Below are 14,730 nucleotides of genomic sequence, written 5' to 3'. Positions count from 1 at the left end.
GCCCGGGTGGGCTCAGTTGCTCCGGTACTTCGGCTGCGGGGGACCCTCGATCCCGGGCAGCCCCGCCTCCAGCCACTCGCGGTACGACCTCATCCAGGGGCTGTCCGCGCCGCCCCGCCGGTAGTCCTCCAGGACGTGGTTGACCCTGGCCACCAGGTCGTCGGCGCCGAGCTTCGCCGCGACGCCGTAGTACTCGGTGGTGAACGGCTTGTCGCCCTTCAGCTCCACCGCCGGGTCCTGGGCCGCCTGCCCGGCCGCCAGCGCGTTGTCGGTGACCACCGCGTCGACCTCGCCGAGCTGGAGCCGCACCAGGCAGTCCAGCTGGTTGGGGACGGTCAGCAGGTCCGGGTCCTGGTCGGTGTCCTCGTGCTCGTCCTCGAAGACCGCGCCGAACGACTCCTTCTTCAGCGCCTCGTACGCCGTGGAGCCCTCGGCGCTGCACACCCGCTTGCCGGCCAGCGACCGGTCGTAACCGGTGATGTCCGACTCCTTCGCCGCCAGCACCTGCTGCCCGGCCTGGAAGTAGGCGGTGGAGAACGACACCTGCTCCAGACGGCCGCAGTTGATGGTCATGGTCCGGACGACGACGTCCACCCGGTCGTGCTCCAGCGCGGCGATGCGCTGGTTGGTGGGGATCGCCCGGAAGATCACCGCGTCGGCGTCACCGAGGATGTCCTTGGCCAGGGCCCGCACCAGATCGATGTCGAACCCCTCCAGGGTGCGGGTCTCCGGATCGCGGTAGCCCCAGCGGAAGCTGTTCTGGTCGACGCCCGCGATCAGCTTCCCGCGCTCGCGGATCTTCTGGATGGTCGGCCCGTCCGCGCTCGACGCCGGCAGGCTCGCCTCGGGGTCCGTGCAGGCCTCCGCCGTGGCGGGCACCGCCGACGTCACGGCCCGGCCGGTGTCCTGCCCGCCGAGGGAGCCGCCGCCGTGCGCCAGCGGGAGCAGGGTGAACGCCGCCGTGACCGCGCAGGCCACCGCCATGCCCGTCACACCGCCCCAGCCGCGCAGCCTGCCACGCGCCGCCCGGAGGTTCGTCCCTCGCATCGCTCCTCCTTTCACCGGTACTCCGAGAGCCTGCGGTTGATCCCCGCGATCGCCGCGACCGCGCCCAGCACGGCGAGGACGGCGGCCCCGGCGGGCAGCCCGCCCAGCGCCCCGCGACCGCTCCTGGCCGCCGTGGTGAACTCACCCTGTTCATGGGCGAGTGCCTGCCGCAGTGCCTCGTCCACCCGCGCGAACGACTCACCCGTGGAGTCCTCGGGGCCGATGATCTGCTTCAGCGCGCCGTCGTAGTCGCCCTGGTCGTCCGTGGACCGCGCCGCGCGGTGGCGCTCCTGCCACTCGGCCACACCGGTGACGGCCCGGGCCACGGGCTCGCTCCCCGGGGAGTCGTCGCCGGCGAGCTTCCCGGCGCTCCTCAGCTGGGCGTCGAGCGCCTTCATGCCGGTGCCGTAGTCCGTCTCGTACCGGTCCTGGGTGCCGTCGGCCGTCAGCACCGCGCCCCGCGCGACCAGCGTGAGGTTCTCGTTGGCGCGCGCCTTCAGCGAGTTGATCCGCGCCTTGTTCAGCACGTCCAGCGATTCCTGGCCGTGCACCATCGCGCCATGGAGCTCGGCACGGGCCACCGTGTGGCCCACGGCCAGCCAGAGCAGCACCACCGCGGCCGCCGCGGTCGCCGCGAGCAGTCCGTGGTTGAACACCCGGTTGGTGCGGCGGTAGGTGCGCCGCTGCGTCCACACCAGGGCGGCCAGCGCCACGACCCCCACGCCCAGCGCGAGGAACGGCCACCGCCGGGCGTCGGCCGAGTCGGCGGACAGGCGGGCGGTCTCCGCCGCGTACAACCGCTCGGCGGCCGGGAGGAGTTCGTTCGTCATCTTCTGGTTGGCGTACCGGAGGTAGGCGCCGCCCAGCGGCAGGCCCTGCCGGTTGTTGGCGCGGGCACGCTCGACCAGGCCCGTGTACTGGGGGAGCAGCTCGTTGAGGGTGGTGATCTCCTTGCCCGACGGGGAGGAGGTGTCGGTGCTCGCCGCGGCCTTCACCAGCAGCCGGGAGGCTTCCTTGATGTCCGTCTCGTACTGCTCGTGGACGTCCCTCGGCTCCTCGGCACCGGCCAGGAAACCGCTCGCCGCCATCGTGTCCGCGTCGGCCAGGGAGCGGTAGACGTCCGCCGCGTCGGCGCTCAGCGGCTGGCTGCGCGTCACCACGTCGTCGGCGGCCGAGGCGCGCCCGGAGACCTCCAGGGCGGTCACCGCGCCGAACGCCACGACCAGCAGGGCCAGTACGGCGCCGATGACCTGCAGTCGGCCCGGCTCCGTCGTCGCCGCGGCCCGCAGCCGCTCGGCGGCCACCGACCGCACCCCGCCGCGCTGCGCGGGTACGGTCACGGGCACGCCCGGCCGATCGGGCGCACGCTCCCGCTGCGGGTCCGCATTCGGCGGATATGTCACTTGACCTCCCCCTCGGTCACTGACGGCGGCCCGGCCCTCCGGCCGGTCGGAGGGAAGGTCCCTGGCCAGAAGTATGGCCGCAGGGACCGTCATTCACCAGGAATGCCCGGATCCCGCGCGGTCCCCGTATTCGATCAGGACGAACCCCGTCGATCAAGGCGCGTCACCCGGGCAGGCGCCACGAGAGCCCCGAAGCGGGCCGATCCCCCACCATGAACACGTTCGGGACATCTGATCGGTTCCCGTGCGGACGGGGTGGCCCGCACGGCCGACGGCCCCGGAGACGGGGAGGCCGCCGGGGCCGTCGGGCAGTCAGGCGTAGTGCGCGCGCAGTCTGTTGCGCACCTCGGGCGGTGCGCCCAGGTGGTCCAGGCCCAGCAGCCCCGCGCCCAGCACCGGCGGCTGGGCGACCACCCGGATCACGGCCTTCGGCGCCCGTGCGGCGAGCAGGGCGCCGATCCGCTCGTCCAGTCGGGGGTGCCGGGCCGCGAGCACACTGCCGCCCAGCAGCACGGGCACCTCCTCGTCGAGCAGCCCGAGCCGGCCCAGCGCCACCGAGGCCATCGCGACGACCTCGTCGGCCAGCCGGTCCACCAGGGCGGACGCCACCGGGTCCCCGGCCGCACTCGTCGCGAACAGCACCGGCGTCAGCTCGTGCCGCGCCTCCTGCGGGACACGCCCCCGGTGCAGCGCCTCGATCAGCTCGTACATCGAGCCGAGCCCGAAGTGGCCCGGCAGCGTCCTCACCAGCTCCGTCGGCTCGCCGCGGCCGTCCTCGGCCCGCGCCGCGAACCACAGGGCCTCCTCCGCGAGACCCGAACCACCGCCCCAGTCCCCGGATATCCGGCCGATCGCCGGGAAGCGCGCGGTGCGGCCGTCCGGGCCCATGCCCACGCAGTTGATCCCCGCGCCGCAGACGACGGCCACACCCCTCGGCTCGTCCACCCCGGCCCGCAGGATCGCGAAGGTGTCGTTGCGGACCTCGACCGTACGGCCCCACCCCCTGCCGAGCAGCGCCTCCGCCAACTCGGCCTCCTCCACCGGGAGATCGGCGTTGGCCAGGCACGCCGACACGTGCCGAACCCCGTCGACGTGCTCCCCGGCCCGGGCCAGGGCCTGCGTGACCGCGACGGCCAGCGCGTCGACCGCCGCCCGGACGCCGACGACCGGCGGCTGGAACCCTCCGCCGCGCGCCGTCGACAGCACCGAGCCGTCCTCGCCGATCAGTGCCACATCGGTCTTGCTGTTCCCCGCGTCGACCGCGAGGACCGAAGCGTTCACGCCCACGCCAGGTGCTCCCGGTTGTGCGCGATGAGCCGGTCGGTGAGCTGCTCGGCATACTCGAACTGGCCCACCAGCGGGTGCGCCAGCAGCGCCTTGTACACCCGGTCGCGGCCGCCGTGCAGCGCGGCCCGCAGCGCCAGGTCCTCGTACGCCGTGACGCCCGCGATCAGCCCCGCGAAGAGCGGGTCGAGCGACGGGACCGCGAGCGGGACGGCTCCCGAACCGTCCACCCGGGCCTGCGTCTCGATCACCGCGTCGTCCGGCAGGAAGGGCAGCGTGCCGTTGTTGTACGTGTTGACCACCTGCACCGGGGAACCGCCCCCGCCGAGCAGCGAGGCCGCCAGGTCCACGGCCGCCTCCGAGTAGAAGGCGCCGCCCCGCTCGGCCAGCAGCGCGGGCTTCTCGTCCAGCGCCGGGTCGCCGTACAGGGCCAGCAGTTCCTTCTCCATCGCGGCGACCTCGGCCGCCCGGGACGGCTTGGTGCCCAGCTCCCGCACGACCTCGTCGTGCGCGTAGAAGTACCGCAGGTAGTAGGAGGGGACGACACCGAGCCGGCCCAGCAGCGGGGCGGGCATCCGCAGGTCGGCGGCGATGGTCTCGCCGTGCTCCGCCAGCAGCCGGGGCAGGACGTCCGGCCCGTCCGGGCCGCCCAGGCGCACCCCGAGCTCCCACGAGAGGTGGTTCAGCCCGACGTGGTCCAGGTGCACCTCGGCCGGGGCGACGTCCAGCAGCCGGGCGAACTTGCGCTGGAAGCCGATCGCCACGTTGCACAGCCCGACCGCCTTGTGCCCGGCCTGGAGCAGGGCCCGGGTCACGATGCCGACCGGGTTGGTGAAGTCGATGATCCAGGCGTCCGGGTTGGTGCGCCGGACCCGCTCGGCGATGTCCAGGACGACCGGCACCGTGCGCATCGCCTTGGCGAGCCCGCCGGCCCCGGTGGTCTCCTGGCCGACGCAGCCGCACTCCAGCGGCCAGGTCTCGTCCTGTTCACGGGCCGCCTGCCCGCCCACGCGCAGCTGGAGCAGCACCGCGTCGGCCCCCTCCACCCCCGCGTCCAGGTCGGCGGTCGTGGTGATGCGGCCCGGGTGCCCCTGCTTGGCGAAGATCCGCCGGGCCAGCGGCCCGACGAGTTCCAGCCGGTCGGCCGCCGGGTCGACGAGCACCAGCTCCTCGATGGGCAGGGTGTCGCGCAACCGCGCGAAACCGTCGATCAGTTCGGGGGTGTAGGTGGACCCGCCACCCACTACTGCGAGCTTCATGTCAGCCCTTCACTCCAGTCAGTGTGACGCCCTCGACGAATGCCTTCTGGGCGAAGAAGAAGACGGCGATCACGGGGGCCATGACCAGAACGGTCGCGGCCATGGTCAGGTTCCAGTCGGTGTGGTGCGCGCCCTTGAAGGACTCCAGTCCGTAACTGAGTGTCCAGGCGGCCGGGTTCTCGGAGGCGTAGATCTGCGGCCCGAAGTAGTCGTTCCAGGCGGCGAAGAACTGGAACAGGGCGATCGCCGCGATCCCGGGCTTCGCCATCGGCAGCACGACCTTGATCAGGGTGCGGAGTTCACCGCAGCCGTCGACCTTCGCCGCGTCCAGGTACTCGTCGGGGATGGTCAGCAGGAACTGCCGCAGCAGGAAGATGGAGAACGCGTCGCCGAACGCCATCGGGATGATCAGCGGCCAGAGCGTCCCGGACAGGTCCATCTGCTTCGCCCAGAACAGGTACATCGGGATGATGACGACCTGGGGCGGCAGCATCATCATCGAGATGACCAGCATCAGCGAGAGCCGGCGCCCCCGGAAGCGGAACTTCGCCAGCGCGTAGGCCACGGGCACCGAGGAGAGGACCGTCAGGACGGTGCCGACCCCGGCGTACAGCAGGGTGTTGCGCCACCAGGTCAGGAATCCCGGGGTGTCGAAGACCCGCTTGTAGTTCTCCCACTCCCAGGTGTTCGGGGTGAGGTCCCGGGTCAGCGCCTGCTGGTCGCTCATCAGCGACGTCAGCACCACGAAGACGAACGGCAGGACGAAGAAGAGCGCGGCGGCCACCCCCAGCGAGTGCACCGCTATCCAGTGCAGCACCGCCTTGCGGCGGGCGGTGCGCAGGGCGGGCGACGGCGCCTCGGAGGAGGCGGCCGGCGGCCGGGGCGGGTCGAGAAGTCGGGTCATGGCTCAGTCACCGGCCTGGATCAGGTTGTTGCGGCCCCGCATCAGCAGTGCGGTGAAGGCCATGGCCAGGGCGAACAGGACGAGGGCCACCACACAGGCGGAGCCGTAGTCGAAGCGCTGGAAGCCCAGGTTGTAGACGAGCTGGGGGAGGGTCAGGGTCGACTTGTCGGGATAACCGGGCTCGAACTGCTGCCCGGATCCCCCGATCACCCCCGAGGCGACCTTCCCCGCCACCAGTGGCTGGGTGTAGTACTGCATCGCCTGGATCACCCCGGTGACCACGGCGAACAGCACGATCGGCGAGATGTTCGGCAGCGTCACGAAGCGGAACCGCTGCCAGGCGGACGCGCCGTCCAGCTCGGCCGCCTCGTACTGCTCCGTGGGCACGTCCAGGAGCGCCGCCATGAAGATCACCATCAGGTCGCCGATGCCCCACACCGCGAGCATGGTGAGTGCCGGCTTCGACCAGGAGGCGTCGTTGAACCAGCCGGGCGTCGGCAGGCCGAGGTCGCCCAGGACCGAGTTGACCGGCCCGGTCCCCGGGTTGAGCAGGAAGACGAACGCCAGCGTCGCGGCGACCGGCGGCGCCAGGTAGGGCAGGTAGAAGAAGGTGCGGAAGAGCCCCGTGCCCGTCTTGATCCGGGTGATGAGCAGGCCGGTCCCGAGGCCGAACACCACCCGGCAGGTGACCATGACGAGCACCAGCCACAGGGTGTTGAGCAGGGACGGCCAGAACATCGGGTAGTCGGTGAAGACGTACGTCCAGTTCGTCAGCCCGTTGAAGGACGGCGCCCCGAAGCCGTCGTACTTCGTGAACGAGAAGTACACGGTCGAGACCATCGGGTAGGCGAAGAAGACGCCGAACCCGATCAGCCACGGCGACATGAAGGCCGCCGTCCGCAGCGCCGATCCGCGGCGCTTGGAGCGGAGCGTGTGCGTGGTCATCGGACTACTTCGCCTTGGCGATGTCGGTGTCGATCTGCGCGGCGGTCTTCTCCAGACCGGCCTTCAGGTCCTTCACGGCGCCCTTCTCGTACTGGAAGCCGAAGTCCTGGATCGTCTGCTGGTACGTGGCGCCGTTGACCGCGCCGTCGGGGGTGTTGGACTTCGGGTGCCGGGCGATGTCCAGGAACGTCTTGAAGCGCGGGTCGAACGTCAGGTCCGGGGACTCCAGCGCGTCGAAGGTGGAGGGGACGTTGCGGATGCCGTTGGCGAAGTCGACCACGGCCTTCGTGTCGCTGGTCATGAACTTCACCAGCTCCCACGCGGCGTTCTGCTTCTTGCTGGTCGGTGCTATCCCCATGATCGTGCCGGACAGGAAGCCCTTGCCGTAGCTGTCGGCCTCGTCGTCGGCGACCGGCATGGGCGCCACCCCGATCTCGAACGGCACCTTGGCGTCGGTGGCCATCCCGAGCCGCCACTCGCCGTCCAGCTGCATCGCGACCTGCCCGGTGTGGAAGGGGTGCTTGGCCCCCCACTCGTCACCGAACGTGCCCCGGTACCTCTCCAGCTTCTCGTAGCCGCCCAGGTCCTCGACCAGCTTCTTCTGGTAGGTGAACATCTCGGCGAACGCCGGGTCCTTCGCGATGTTCGACGTGCCGTCCGCCGCGAAGTAGGTGTGGTCCCAGGACGAGAGGTAGTGGTCGGCGACCGTCTCGTAGCCGTGGAAGGTCGGCATGAAGCCGAGCCGCTGGTAGCCGTCGCCCTTGGTGACCGTCAGCTTCTTGGCGACGGAGGCCAGCTCGGACATCGTCTTCGGCGGGGCGGTGATCCCGGCCTCCTCGAAGGCGTCCTTGTTGTAGTAGAGGCCGTAGGCGTCGGCGAGCAGCGGAAGGGCGCAGCGCTTGCCCTCGAACTGCGTGTAGTCGAGCAGCACCTTCGGGAAGGTCTTCTCCAGGTCCAGCTTCGACTTCTCGATGAACGGCGACAGGTCGGCGAAGGCGCCGGACGAGCAGAACTTGCCGACGTTGGCCGTGGTGAAGGACGACACCACGTCCGGACTCCTGGAGCCGCCCGCGCGCAGGGCCTGGTTGAGCTTGTCGTCGTTGATGTTGCCGACGACCTCGACCGTGATGTTCGGGTGCGTCTTCTCGAACCGGTCGACGTTGTCCTGGACGGCCTTCACCTCGGCGGGCGCGCTCCAGCCGTGCCAGAAGGTGATCGTGGTCCTCGCGTTCGGGTCGTCGTCGGCACCGGACTCGGCCTGGCCCGTACAGGCGGTGGCGAGCACCGAGACCGCGGCTACGGCGACGGCTGCGGTGGTCATCGTGCGGCTTCTGCGCATGACAAAGCTCCCAGGGACGGATGAGGTGAAGGGGAAGGCGGGACGAGGGGAGGGACGGGATCAGCGCGAGGTGTCGAACACTTCGTCGCGGGTGTCGGCGAGGGCCCGTTCGAGGGCGCCGCGCAGCACCGGGTGGCGGTCGATCTGCCCGAGGGCGAGGCGCGGCCGGGACGCCGCCAGCTCAGCCAGCTCGGACTGGATCAGGGACCGCAGGAGCTCACCGCCCGAGGAGACCAGCCCGCCGGAGAGGACGATCAGCCCGGGGTCGAGCACCGCGGTGAGGGAGGCGAGACCGGTGGCCAGCCGCTGGGCGTACTGCCGCAGCAGCTCGGTGAGTGCCGGGTCCTCCTCCCAGGCGTCGACGGCCCGGGCCAGAAGGGCGGCCGCGACCTCGGCGTACGGCTGGTGCGGGGTCTCGATGCCGAGCGCGGTGGCGAGCCGGGGCACCGCCTGGGCGCCCGCCAGCTCCTGGAAGCCGCCCGCGTTGGCCTTCACTACCTGGCGCACCAGGGGCGTCCCGGGCACGGGCAGGAAGCCGACCTCGCCGGCGCCGCCGGTGAAGCCGCGGTGCAGCCGGCCGTTGATGACGAGGGCGGCGCCGAGCCCCTCCTCGTTCCAGAGCAGGACGAAGTCCTCGTGCCCCCGGGCCGCGCCGAGCCGCTGTTCGGCCACCGCGACGAGGTTCACGTCGTTCTCGTACTCCACCGGCATCGGCAGGCAGGCGGCCAGCTCGTCCAGCAGGGTGGGGGAGTGCCAGCCGGGCAGGTGCGAGGCGTAGCGCAGCCGGCCCGTGCCGGGGTCGAAGGCGCCGGGGGTGCCGACGACGATCCGGTGCACGTCGGCGCGGGTGATCCCGGCATCCTCGACCGCGCCGTCCAGGGCCTCGGTCACCTGCCGCACCACGCCGTCGCAGCGCCGCCCGGGGGTGGGCAGCTCGTAGGCGCCGACCGTCTCACCGGTCACATCGGCGACCGCCGCGACGATCCGCTGCGCGGTCACGTCGAGCCCCGCCACATACGCGGCCCGCGCGTTGACCGTGTACAGCTGGGCGTTGGGTCCGGGCCGGCCCTCGCTCGTGCCGGTGGCGACGACGAGGCCGGCCGCCTCCAGCCGGGCGAGCAGCTGGGAGGCGGTGGGCTTGGACAGTCCGGTGAGCTTCCCGATCTTCGTACGGGTCAGCGGACCGTGCTCCAGCAGCAGGTCCAGCGCCGCCCGGTCGTTCATCGCCCGCAGGACGCGCGGGGTGCCCGGGGTGCCTGGTGTGGTGCCGGCCATGGAAATGCGCCCCGCCCTCTGTCCGGAAATCGGTCCGACGTTCGGATACCCGCCGGAAACATCTGTTAGGAAAGTTTCCTGTTCGGTGGGAGGAAGGTAAGACGCGCGTCACCGGGTCGTCAATGGGCCGGGGCCCGTACGTGCCGAAGCGTTATCGGGGACGGTCCGGGCCGCGCCGGTGGACGCGGACGTGCGAGGGCCCCCGTGCGCTCGCGCACGGGGGCCCTCACCAACCGGTCCTACTTCGTCATGGTCGTCGGCGGTATCGGGGTCGCCGCCAGCGACTGCGGGGAGGTGGCCGAGGCGTACGCCGACGGGGCGGCCATGCCGGCCGTCGGGTCCGGGGACGCCTCCCCGTCCGCCTCGGCCGAGGCGGGGCCGACCATCCGTATGCCCGCCGCGTCCAGCGCCCGCTTGATGCGCCACCGCAGCTCCCGCTCCACGCTCAGCGACTTGCCGGGCATGGTCTTCGCCGTGACCCGGACGGTCATCGAGTCGAGCAGGACCGAGTCGAGGCCGAGGACCTCCACCGGTCCCCACAGCCGCTCCGACCAGGGCTCTTCCTTGGTCATCTCCTCGGTGGCCGCGGTGATCGCCGCGCCGACCTTCTCCAGGTCCTCCGTCGGGCGGACCATGACGTCCACCCCGGCCGTGGACCAGCCCTGGCTGAGGTTGCCGATCCGCTTCACCTCGCCGTTGCGGACGTACCAGATCTCGCCGTTGTCGCCGCGCAGCTTGGTGACCCGCAGGCCGACCTCGATGACCTCGCCGGAGGCGACCCCGGCGTCGATCTGGTCCCCGACGCCGTACTGGTCCTCCAGGATCATGAAGACACCGGAGAGGAAGTCGGTGACGAGGTTGCGCGCACCGAAACCGAGGGCCACACCGGCGACCCCGGCCGAGGCCAGCAGGGGAGCCAGGTTGATCTGGAACGCGCCCAGGATCATCAGCGCGGCCGTGCCCAGGATCAGGAACGACGTGACGGAGCGGAGCACCGAGCCGATGGCCTCCGAGCGCTGGCGGCGGCGTTCGGCGTTGACCAGCAGACCACCGAGGGCGGTGCCCTCCACCGCCTGCGCGCTGCGGTTCATCCGGTCGATGAGGTTGGTCAGCGCGCGCCGGATCGCGTAGCGCAGCACGAGGGCGATCGCCGCGATCAGCAGGATGCGCAGGCCGGTGTTCAGCCAGGTGGACCAGTTCTCCTGGACCCACCCCGCGGCGTTGCCGGCCCGCTCGGCGGCTTCGTCCAGCGAGCCGACAGGCTCGGGCGACGGGGTCGCGGCCAGCAGGGCGGACAGGGACACGACGGAGACCTCCAGGGACGACGGCAGACCAACCAGAATAACGAAGCGGAGGTGACGGTTCGTTGCCGCGAAGCGGGGAGAGACACGTCTCACCCGGTCGTCCCGGGGGGTGTGGCCGATGACACAGGGACCCCGGCCGCCGCCGCGGATCCACTGCCACGGCCGCCCCGGGGAGGCGTCCGGGCGGGTGGCGGGCACAAAACCTTCCGGCCCGTTACCCGTACGTGGTGGCGCTACGACCAGCCATGAGGAGAGACTGAGATCGGATCGTCCCGGCGCGAGCCACGCGCCGCCGGCGTACAAGGAGGCATCCACCGTGCCGCACGTCCTGGTTCTCAACGCGTCGTACGAGCCGCTCGGCGTCGTACCGCTCCGCCGCGCACTCGTCCTCGTCCTCGAGAACAAGGCCATCTGCCTCGAGGAGTCCGGCGCCTTCATGCACAGTGCCACCCGTGCCGTGCCCGCGCCCAGCGTCATCCGCCTCAAACGGTTCGTACGGGTCCCCTACCGGGGGCCCGTACCCCTCACCCGCCGGGCGCTCTTCGCCCGGGACGGGGGCCGCTGCATGTACTGCGGCGCCGCCGCGACCAGCGTCGACCACGTCATCCCGCGCAGCCGCGGGGGGCGGCACGCGTGGGACAACGTGGTGGCGGCCTGCCGACGGTGCAACCACGTCAAGGCCGACCGCCATCTGCCCGAGCTCGGCTGGCGGCTGCGCCACCAGCCCGCCCCGCCCACCGGTCTGGCCTGGCGGATCATCGGGACGGGGCATCGCGACCCGCGCTGGCTGCCGTATCTCCAGCCGTTCGGCGCGGACGACGTGATGGCCCGGATCGACGGCGTCTGCGCCAAGGAGTCCGGGCCGACGCCGTCCGGGGGGCCGCGGCACTACTCGGCGACGGCGTAGGCCTCCACCGACCGGAGCGAGTAGCCGTACCGGGTGGCGCGGGCGTCGCCCTGGACCCTGATGAAGCGGGTGTCCCTCGCGTCCGTCCGGACCGACTCACGCCCGCCGCGCCCCTCGCGGACGGTCGCGGCCGTCCGCCAGGCGCGGCCGTCCGCCGAGACCTGGACGCGGTAGCGGGAGGCGTAGGCGTCCTGCCACAGCAGCACGACCTGGCCGAGGCGGACCGGCGCGGACAGCTCGGCCTGCCACCAGGCGTCGTCCTCCACGGGCGAGGACCAGCGGGTCTCCGGATCACCGTCCGAGGCAGCCGCTGCCGGGAAGTCCGGGGTCTCGTCGGCCGACGACGAGGCCCTGGCCGTCCGCAGCAGATCGGGGCCGGCGGTACGCGGGAAGGCGCGTACCGTCAGCGTGCTCCGCTCGCCGCCGAAGCTCAGCGGCACCTCGTACTCACCGGCCGGGGTGTCCTCGGGCACGGTGATGTCCACCGGCACCTCGGTCCGCGCGCCGCGCGGCACCCTCGTCCGCTTCGGCACCCTCACCTCCACGCCCTTCGGCGCCTTCGCGGTGAGCGTGCCCTTCACCTCGGCCGGGCGGCGACCCGTCAGCCGCGCCTCCACCCGCTGCGCGCCACCGCCGATCACGGCGTCCGTCTCCCCGCGCGCGAGATCGAGGTCGGCCGCCGGTTCGTCACCGAACCACGGGACGAGCGCCAGCACCGCCGTGGTGGCCGCACCGGGGGGCGGGCCTGTGACCCCGGGGGCGAGGGGCCCGACGAGCACCGGACGGGCGGACGGCAGGGCGACCCGGAGCGCGTCAGCGCGCAGCCCCTTCACGGGCGTCTGGGTCCAGCCCGCCGGGGACAGCCGGCCGAGGCGGCGCCAGCCCTGCCCCGGCACATGCGCCTCCAGGACCGCGTCCGCGCCGGTGGCGCCGGGCCGGGCCAGGGTGGTGACGGCCGTCACGGGACGGGCCCGGCCCAGGCGGACCGTGTAGCCGGCGGTGTCCCGGCGCACCGTCCCGGCGTCGCGGTCGGTGCCGTTCCAGTTGTCCGCCTCCTCGCCGACCCGGTCCAGGAACGGGTCGAGCACCCCCGCGCCGACCGTCGCCCCGCTCGCCCCGATCTCCGCGCGCAGCGGTACCAGCGCCATCTGGGCCTTCCAGGCGGTGGCCCCGTCGCCACGGGCCTGCGCCCCCAGCAGGTCGAGCGCCAGCTCGCCCGCCCGGCCGTAGCGGGCCAACTGCTCGGTCCAGGGCCGCACCTCGTCGTCCAGCCGCCCGTCCGCCGGGCCCTCCAGACGCCGCCCGGCCCGCCGCATCACCTCGAACGCCTTCCGCAGCTCACGGGCCGGGGCCCCGGCCGAGGCGGGGTTGGCCGCCGCGCGTGAGGTCCAGAACGCGTGCAGCAGCGGCCGCAGATACGCCGACTCCTCACCGCCCAGCACCGAGCCGGCGCTGTTGCCGGCCAGGGCGAGCAGCGCCGCCCGGACATCCGCGTCCCCGCCCGCCAGGTCGTCCGCCGCCGCCCGCCAGGACTCCTGCGGCCGGTACCCCCGGGGGTTCCAGGCGAAGTCCGCGGCGGTGAACAGCGGGATACGGGAGGCGGCGGGCTGCTCCATGGCGTTGACCAGCAGCGCCGCCGACCCGTCGGCCACCGCGGGTTCGCGCCCGGTGTAGGGGCCGAGGAAGATCCGGTCCTGCGCGTAGTCGTTGACCGGGTAGTTGTCCATGGTGACCAGCGGGTGGCCGAAGGCGTCCCGGGCACCGGCCAGCTCGCGTCCGGTGATCGTCCTCGGCACCACCCCGACGCCCGTCCAGGCCACCTGCACCCGGTCGTCCAGCTCGGCGGCGAGCGCCGTGCGGTAGTCGGTGGCGCCGTCCTGGTAGTACTCGGTCGGCATCACGGACAGCGGTTCCGAGCCCGGGTGGCGGCCCGCGAGGTGCCCGGCGAGTGCGTTGGCGACCCGGGCCTGCGCCCTGGCGGCCGCCTCGGGACCGCTGCCGAACGTCTCCTCGTCCAGGTCGCAGTGCCATTCGCTGTAGCTGACGTCCTGGAACTGCACCTGGAAGACCCGGACGCCCAGCGCCCACATCGCGTCGACCTTCCGGGTCAGCGCCCGGACGTCGGCGTCCGAGGCCAGGCACATCGTCTGCCCGGGGGAGACGGCCCAGCCCAGCGTGACGTGCGCGGCCCGCGCCTTCTCGGCCGCCGCGCCGAACCCGGTCCGCTGGTCGCGGGGGTACGGCTCGCGCCAGCGGGCCTGCCGGTAGGGGTCGTCCCCGGCCGCGTAGAGGTAGCGGTTCTGCTTCGTGCGCCCCATGAAGGCGATCTGCGCGAGCCGCTCCTCCTGGCTCCACGGCCTCCCGTAGAACCCCTCGGCCGTCCCGCGCACGGCCGTGCCGGGCCAGTCGCGGACCACGACGCGGGCGACGGAGCCGTCCGTGACGAGCTGACGCAGTGTCTGGATTCCGTGGAACAGGCCGTCCTCACCGACGCCCTCCAGCGCGACGGTGGGCCGCCCGCCCGTCTCGCCCACGGCGAGCCGGTAGCCGCCGGACGGCAGGCCGCCGCGGGCCGGTGCGCGCAGGGCGGTCAGCGCCGCGGCGGCGCCGGCCCCACCGAGCCGGAACACCGGGCCGCCACCGGGCAGGGCCTCGTGCACCGTCCGCACCCCGGCCCCGCGCAGCAGGTCCCGGAGCTCGTCGACCGCGTACGGGTCGGCGCCCGCGTCGGCGAGGAGCGTGGCCTCGGCGCCCAGGACGAGGGGCCGTCCCGTGGTCCTCAGCGACTGCGGCCGGGGCCAGACCGCGGGCGACCGGGACGCGCCGGTGCGGTCCGGAGCGGTCGAGGACTGGGCGGCGGGGCCGTCGGGGGCCGCCGGGGCGGCCGGTGCCTGGGGGCCGAGCAGCCCGCCGATGACGGCCGCCGCGAGGGCCGTCGCCCGCCTGGTGCGCCCGAGCCGCACGCCACTCTCCCTTGTTCCGGACCCGCTGTGACTCTCTGCTGCGAAGGGGTCGCCGCCCGTGTCGCCGAGCCCACCACCCGGGTGCCGAGGGTGTCAACGT

Annotated in this window: 11 protein-coding genes; 1 reads left to right on the top strand and 10 read right to left on the bottom strand. The window is 72.8% G+C overall.

Annotated features, from left to right (window positions below):
- Positions 1 to 12 precede the first annotated feature (12 nt).
- The 9 genes from SACTE_RS10320 to SACTE_RS10280 form a co-directional block, all read right to left on the bottom strand.
- Positions 13 to 1,047, bottom strand: coding sequence for a glutamate ABC transporter substrate-binding protein (locus SACTE_RS10320; RefSeq protein WP_014045976.1), 1,035 nt, complete (start codon positions 1,045 to 1,047; stop codon positions 13 to 15).
- Positions 1,048 to 1,058: 11 nt separating this feature from the next.
- Positions 1,059 to 2,393 carry a hypothetical protein gene (locus SACTE_RS10315; protein WP_019993956.1) on the bottom strand — a complete coding sequence of 445 codons (1,335 nt, stop codon included), beginning with the start codon at positions 2,391 to 2,393 and terminating at the stop codon, positions 1,059 to 1,061.
- Between the two features lie 369 nt (positions 2,394 to 2,762).
- Positions 2,763 to 3,737 (bottom strand): BadF/BadG/BcrA/BcrD ATPase family protein, encoded by a 975-nt coding sequence (locus SACTE_RS10310; RefSeq protein WP_014045974.1) that lies wholly within the window; start codon positions 3,735 to 3,737, stop codon positions 2,763 to 2,765.
- Positions 3,728 to 4,993 (bottom strand): 6-phospho-beta-glucosidase, encoded by a 1,266-nt coding sequence (locus tag SACTE_RS10305; RefSeq protein ID WP_014045973.1) that lies wholly within the window; start codon positions 4,991 to 4,993, stop codon positions 3,728 to 3,730. The genes SACTE_RS10310 and SACTE_RS10305 overlap by 10 nt, the downstream gene beginning before the upstream one ends.
- A 1-nt stretch (position 4,994) precedes the next feature.
- On the bottom strand, positions 4,995 to 5,897 hold the full coding sequence (locus tag SACTE_RS10300) for a carbohydrate ABC transporter permease (protein WP_014045972.1): 903 nt from the start codon (positions 5,895 to 5,897) through the stop codon (positions 4,995 to 4,997).
- A 3-nt stretch (positions 5,898 to 5,900) separates the two neighbouring features.
- On the bottom strand, positions 5,901 to 6,842 hold the full coding sequence (locus SACTE_RS10295) for a sugar ABC transporter permease (protein ID WP_014045971.1): 942 nt from the start codon (positions 6,840 to 6,842) through the stop codon (positions 5,901 to 5,903).
- A 4-nt stretch (positions 6,843 to 6,846) separates the two neighbouring features.
- The gene (locus SACTE_RS10290) at positions 6,847 to 8,181 is read right to left on the bottom strand and encodes an ABC transporter substrate-binding protein (protein WP_014045970.1); all 1,335 of its coding nucleotides are present in this window, start codon (positions 8,179 to 8,181) and stop codon (positions 6,847 to 6,849) included.
- Positions 8,182 to 8,241: 60 nt separating this feature from the next.
- The gene (locus SACTE_RS10285; RefSeq protein ID WP_014045969.1) at positions 8,242 to 9,456 is read right to left on the bottom strand and encodes an ROK family transcriptional regulator; all 1,215 of its coding nucleotides are present in this window, start codon (positions 9,454 to 9,456) and stop codon (positions 8,242 to 8,244) included.
- A gap of 239 nt (positions 9,457 to 9,695) precedes the next feature.
- Positions 9,696 to 10,760, bottom strand: a complete 1,065-nt coding sequence (locus tag SACTE_RS10280) for a mechanosensitive ion channel family protein (RefSeq protein ID WP_019993954.1) — start codon at positions 10,758 to 10,760, stop codon at positions 9,696 to 9,698.
- Positions 10,761 to 11,076: 316 nt separating this feature from the next.
- On the opposite strand from SACTE_RS10280, the gene SACTE_RS10275 reads away from it, so the two are divergent.
- Complete coding sequence (locus tag SACTE_RS10275) at positions 11,077 to 11,667, top strand: HNH endonuclease (protein WP_014045967.1); 591 nt, start codon at positions 11,077 to 11,079, stop codon at positions 11,665 to 11,667.
- Here SACTE_RS10275 and SACTE_RS10270 read toward each other — a convergent pair.
- Complete coding sequence (locus tag SACTE_RS10270; protein WP_014045966.1) at positions 11,649 to 14,630, bottom strand: beta-N-acetylglucosaminidase domain-containing protein; 2,982 nt, start codon at positions 14,628 to 14,630, stop codon at positions 11,649 to 11,651. The two genes, SACTE_RS10275 and SACTE_RS10270, sit on opposite strands and share 19 nt — an antisense overlap.
- Between the last annotated feature and the right edge of the window lie 100 nt (positions 14,631 to 14,730).

This window comes from Streptomyces sp. SirexAA-E (genome assembly GCF_000177195.2).
Classification (GTDB): Bacteria; Actinomycetota; Actinomycetes; order Streptomycetales; family Streptomycetaceae; genus Streptomyces; species Streptomyces flavovirens.
The sequence above is the reverse complement of the archived record's forward strand: the minus strand, read 5'-3'. Positions and strand labels throughout refer to the sequence as shown.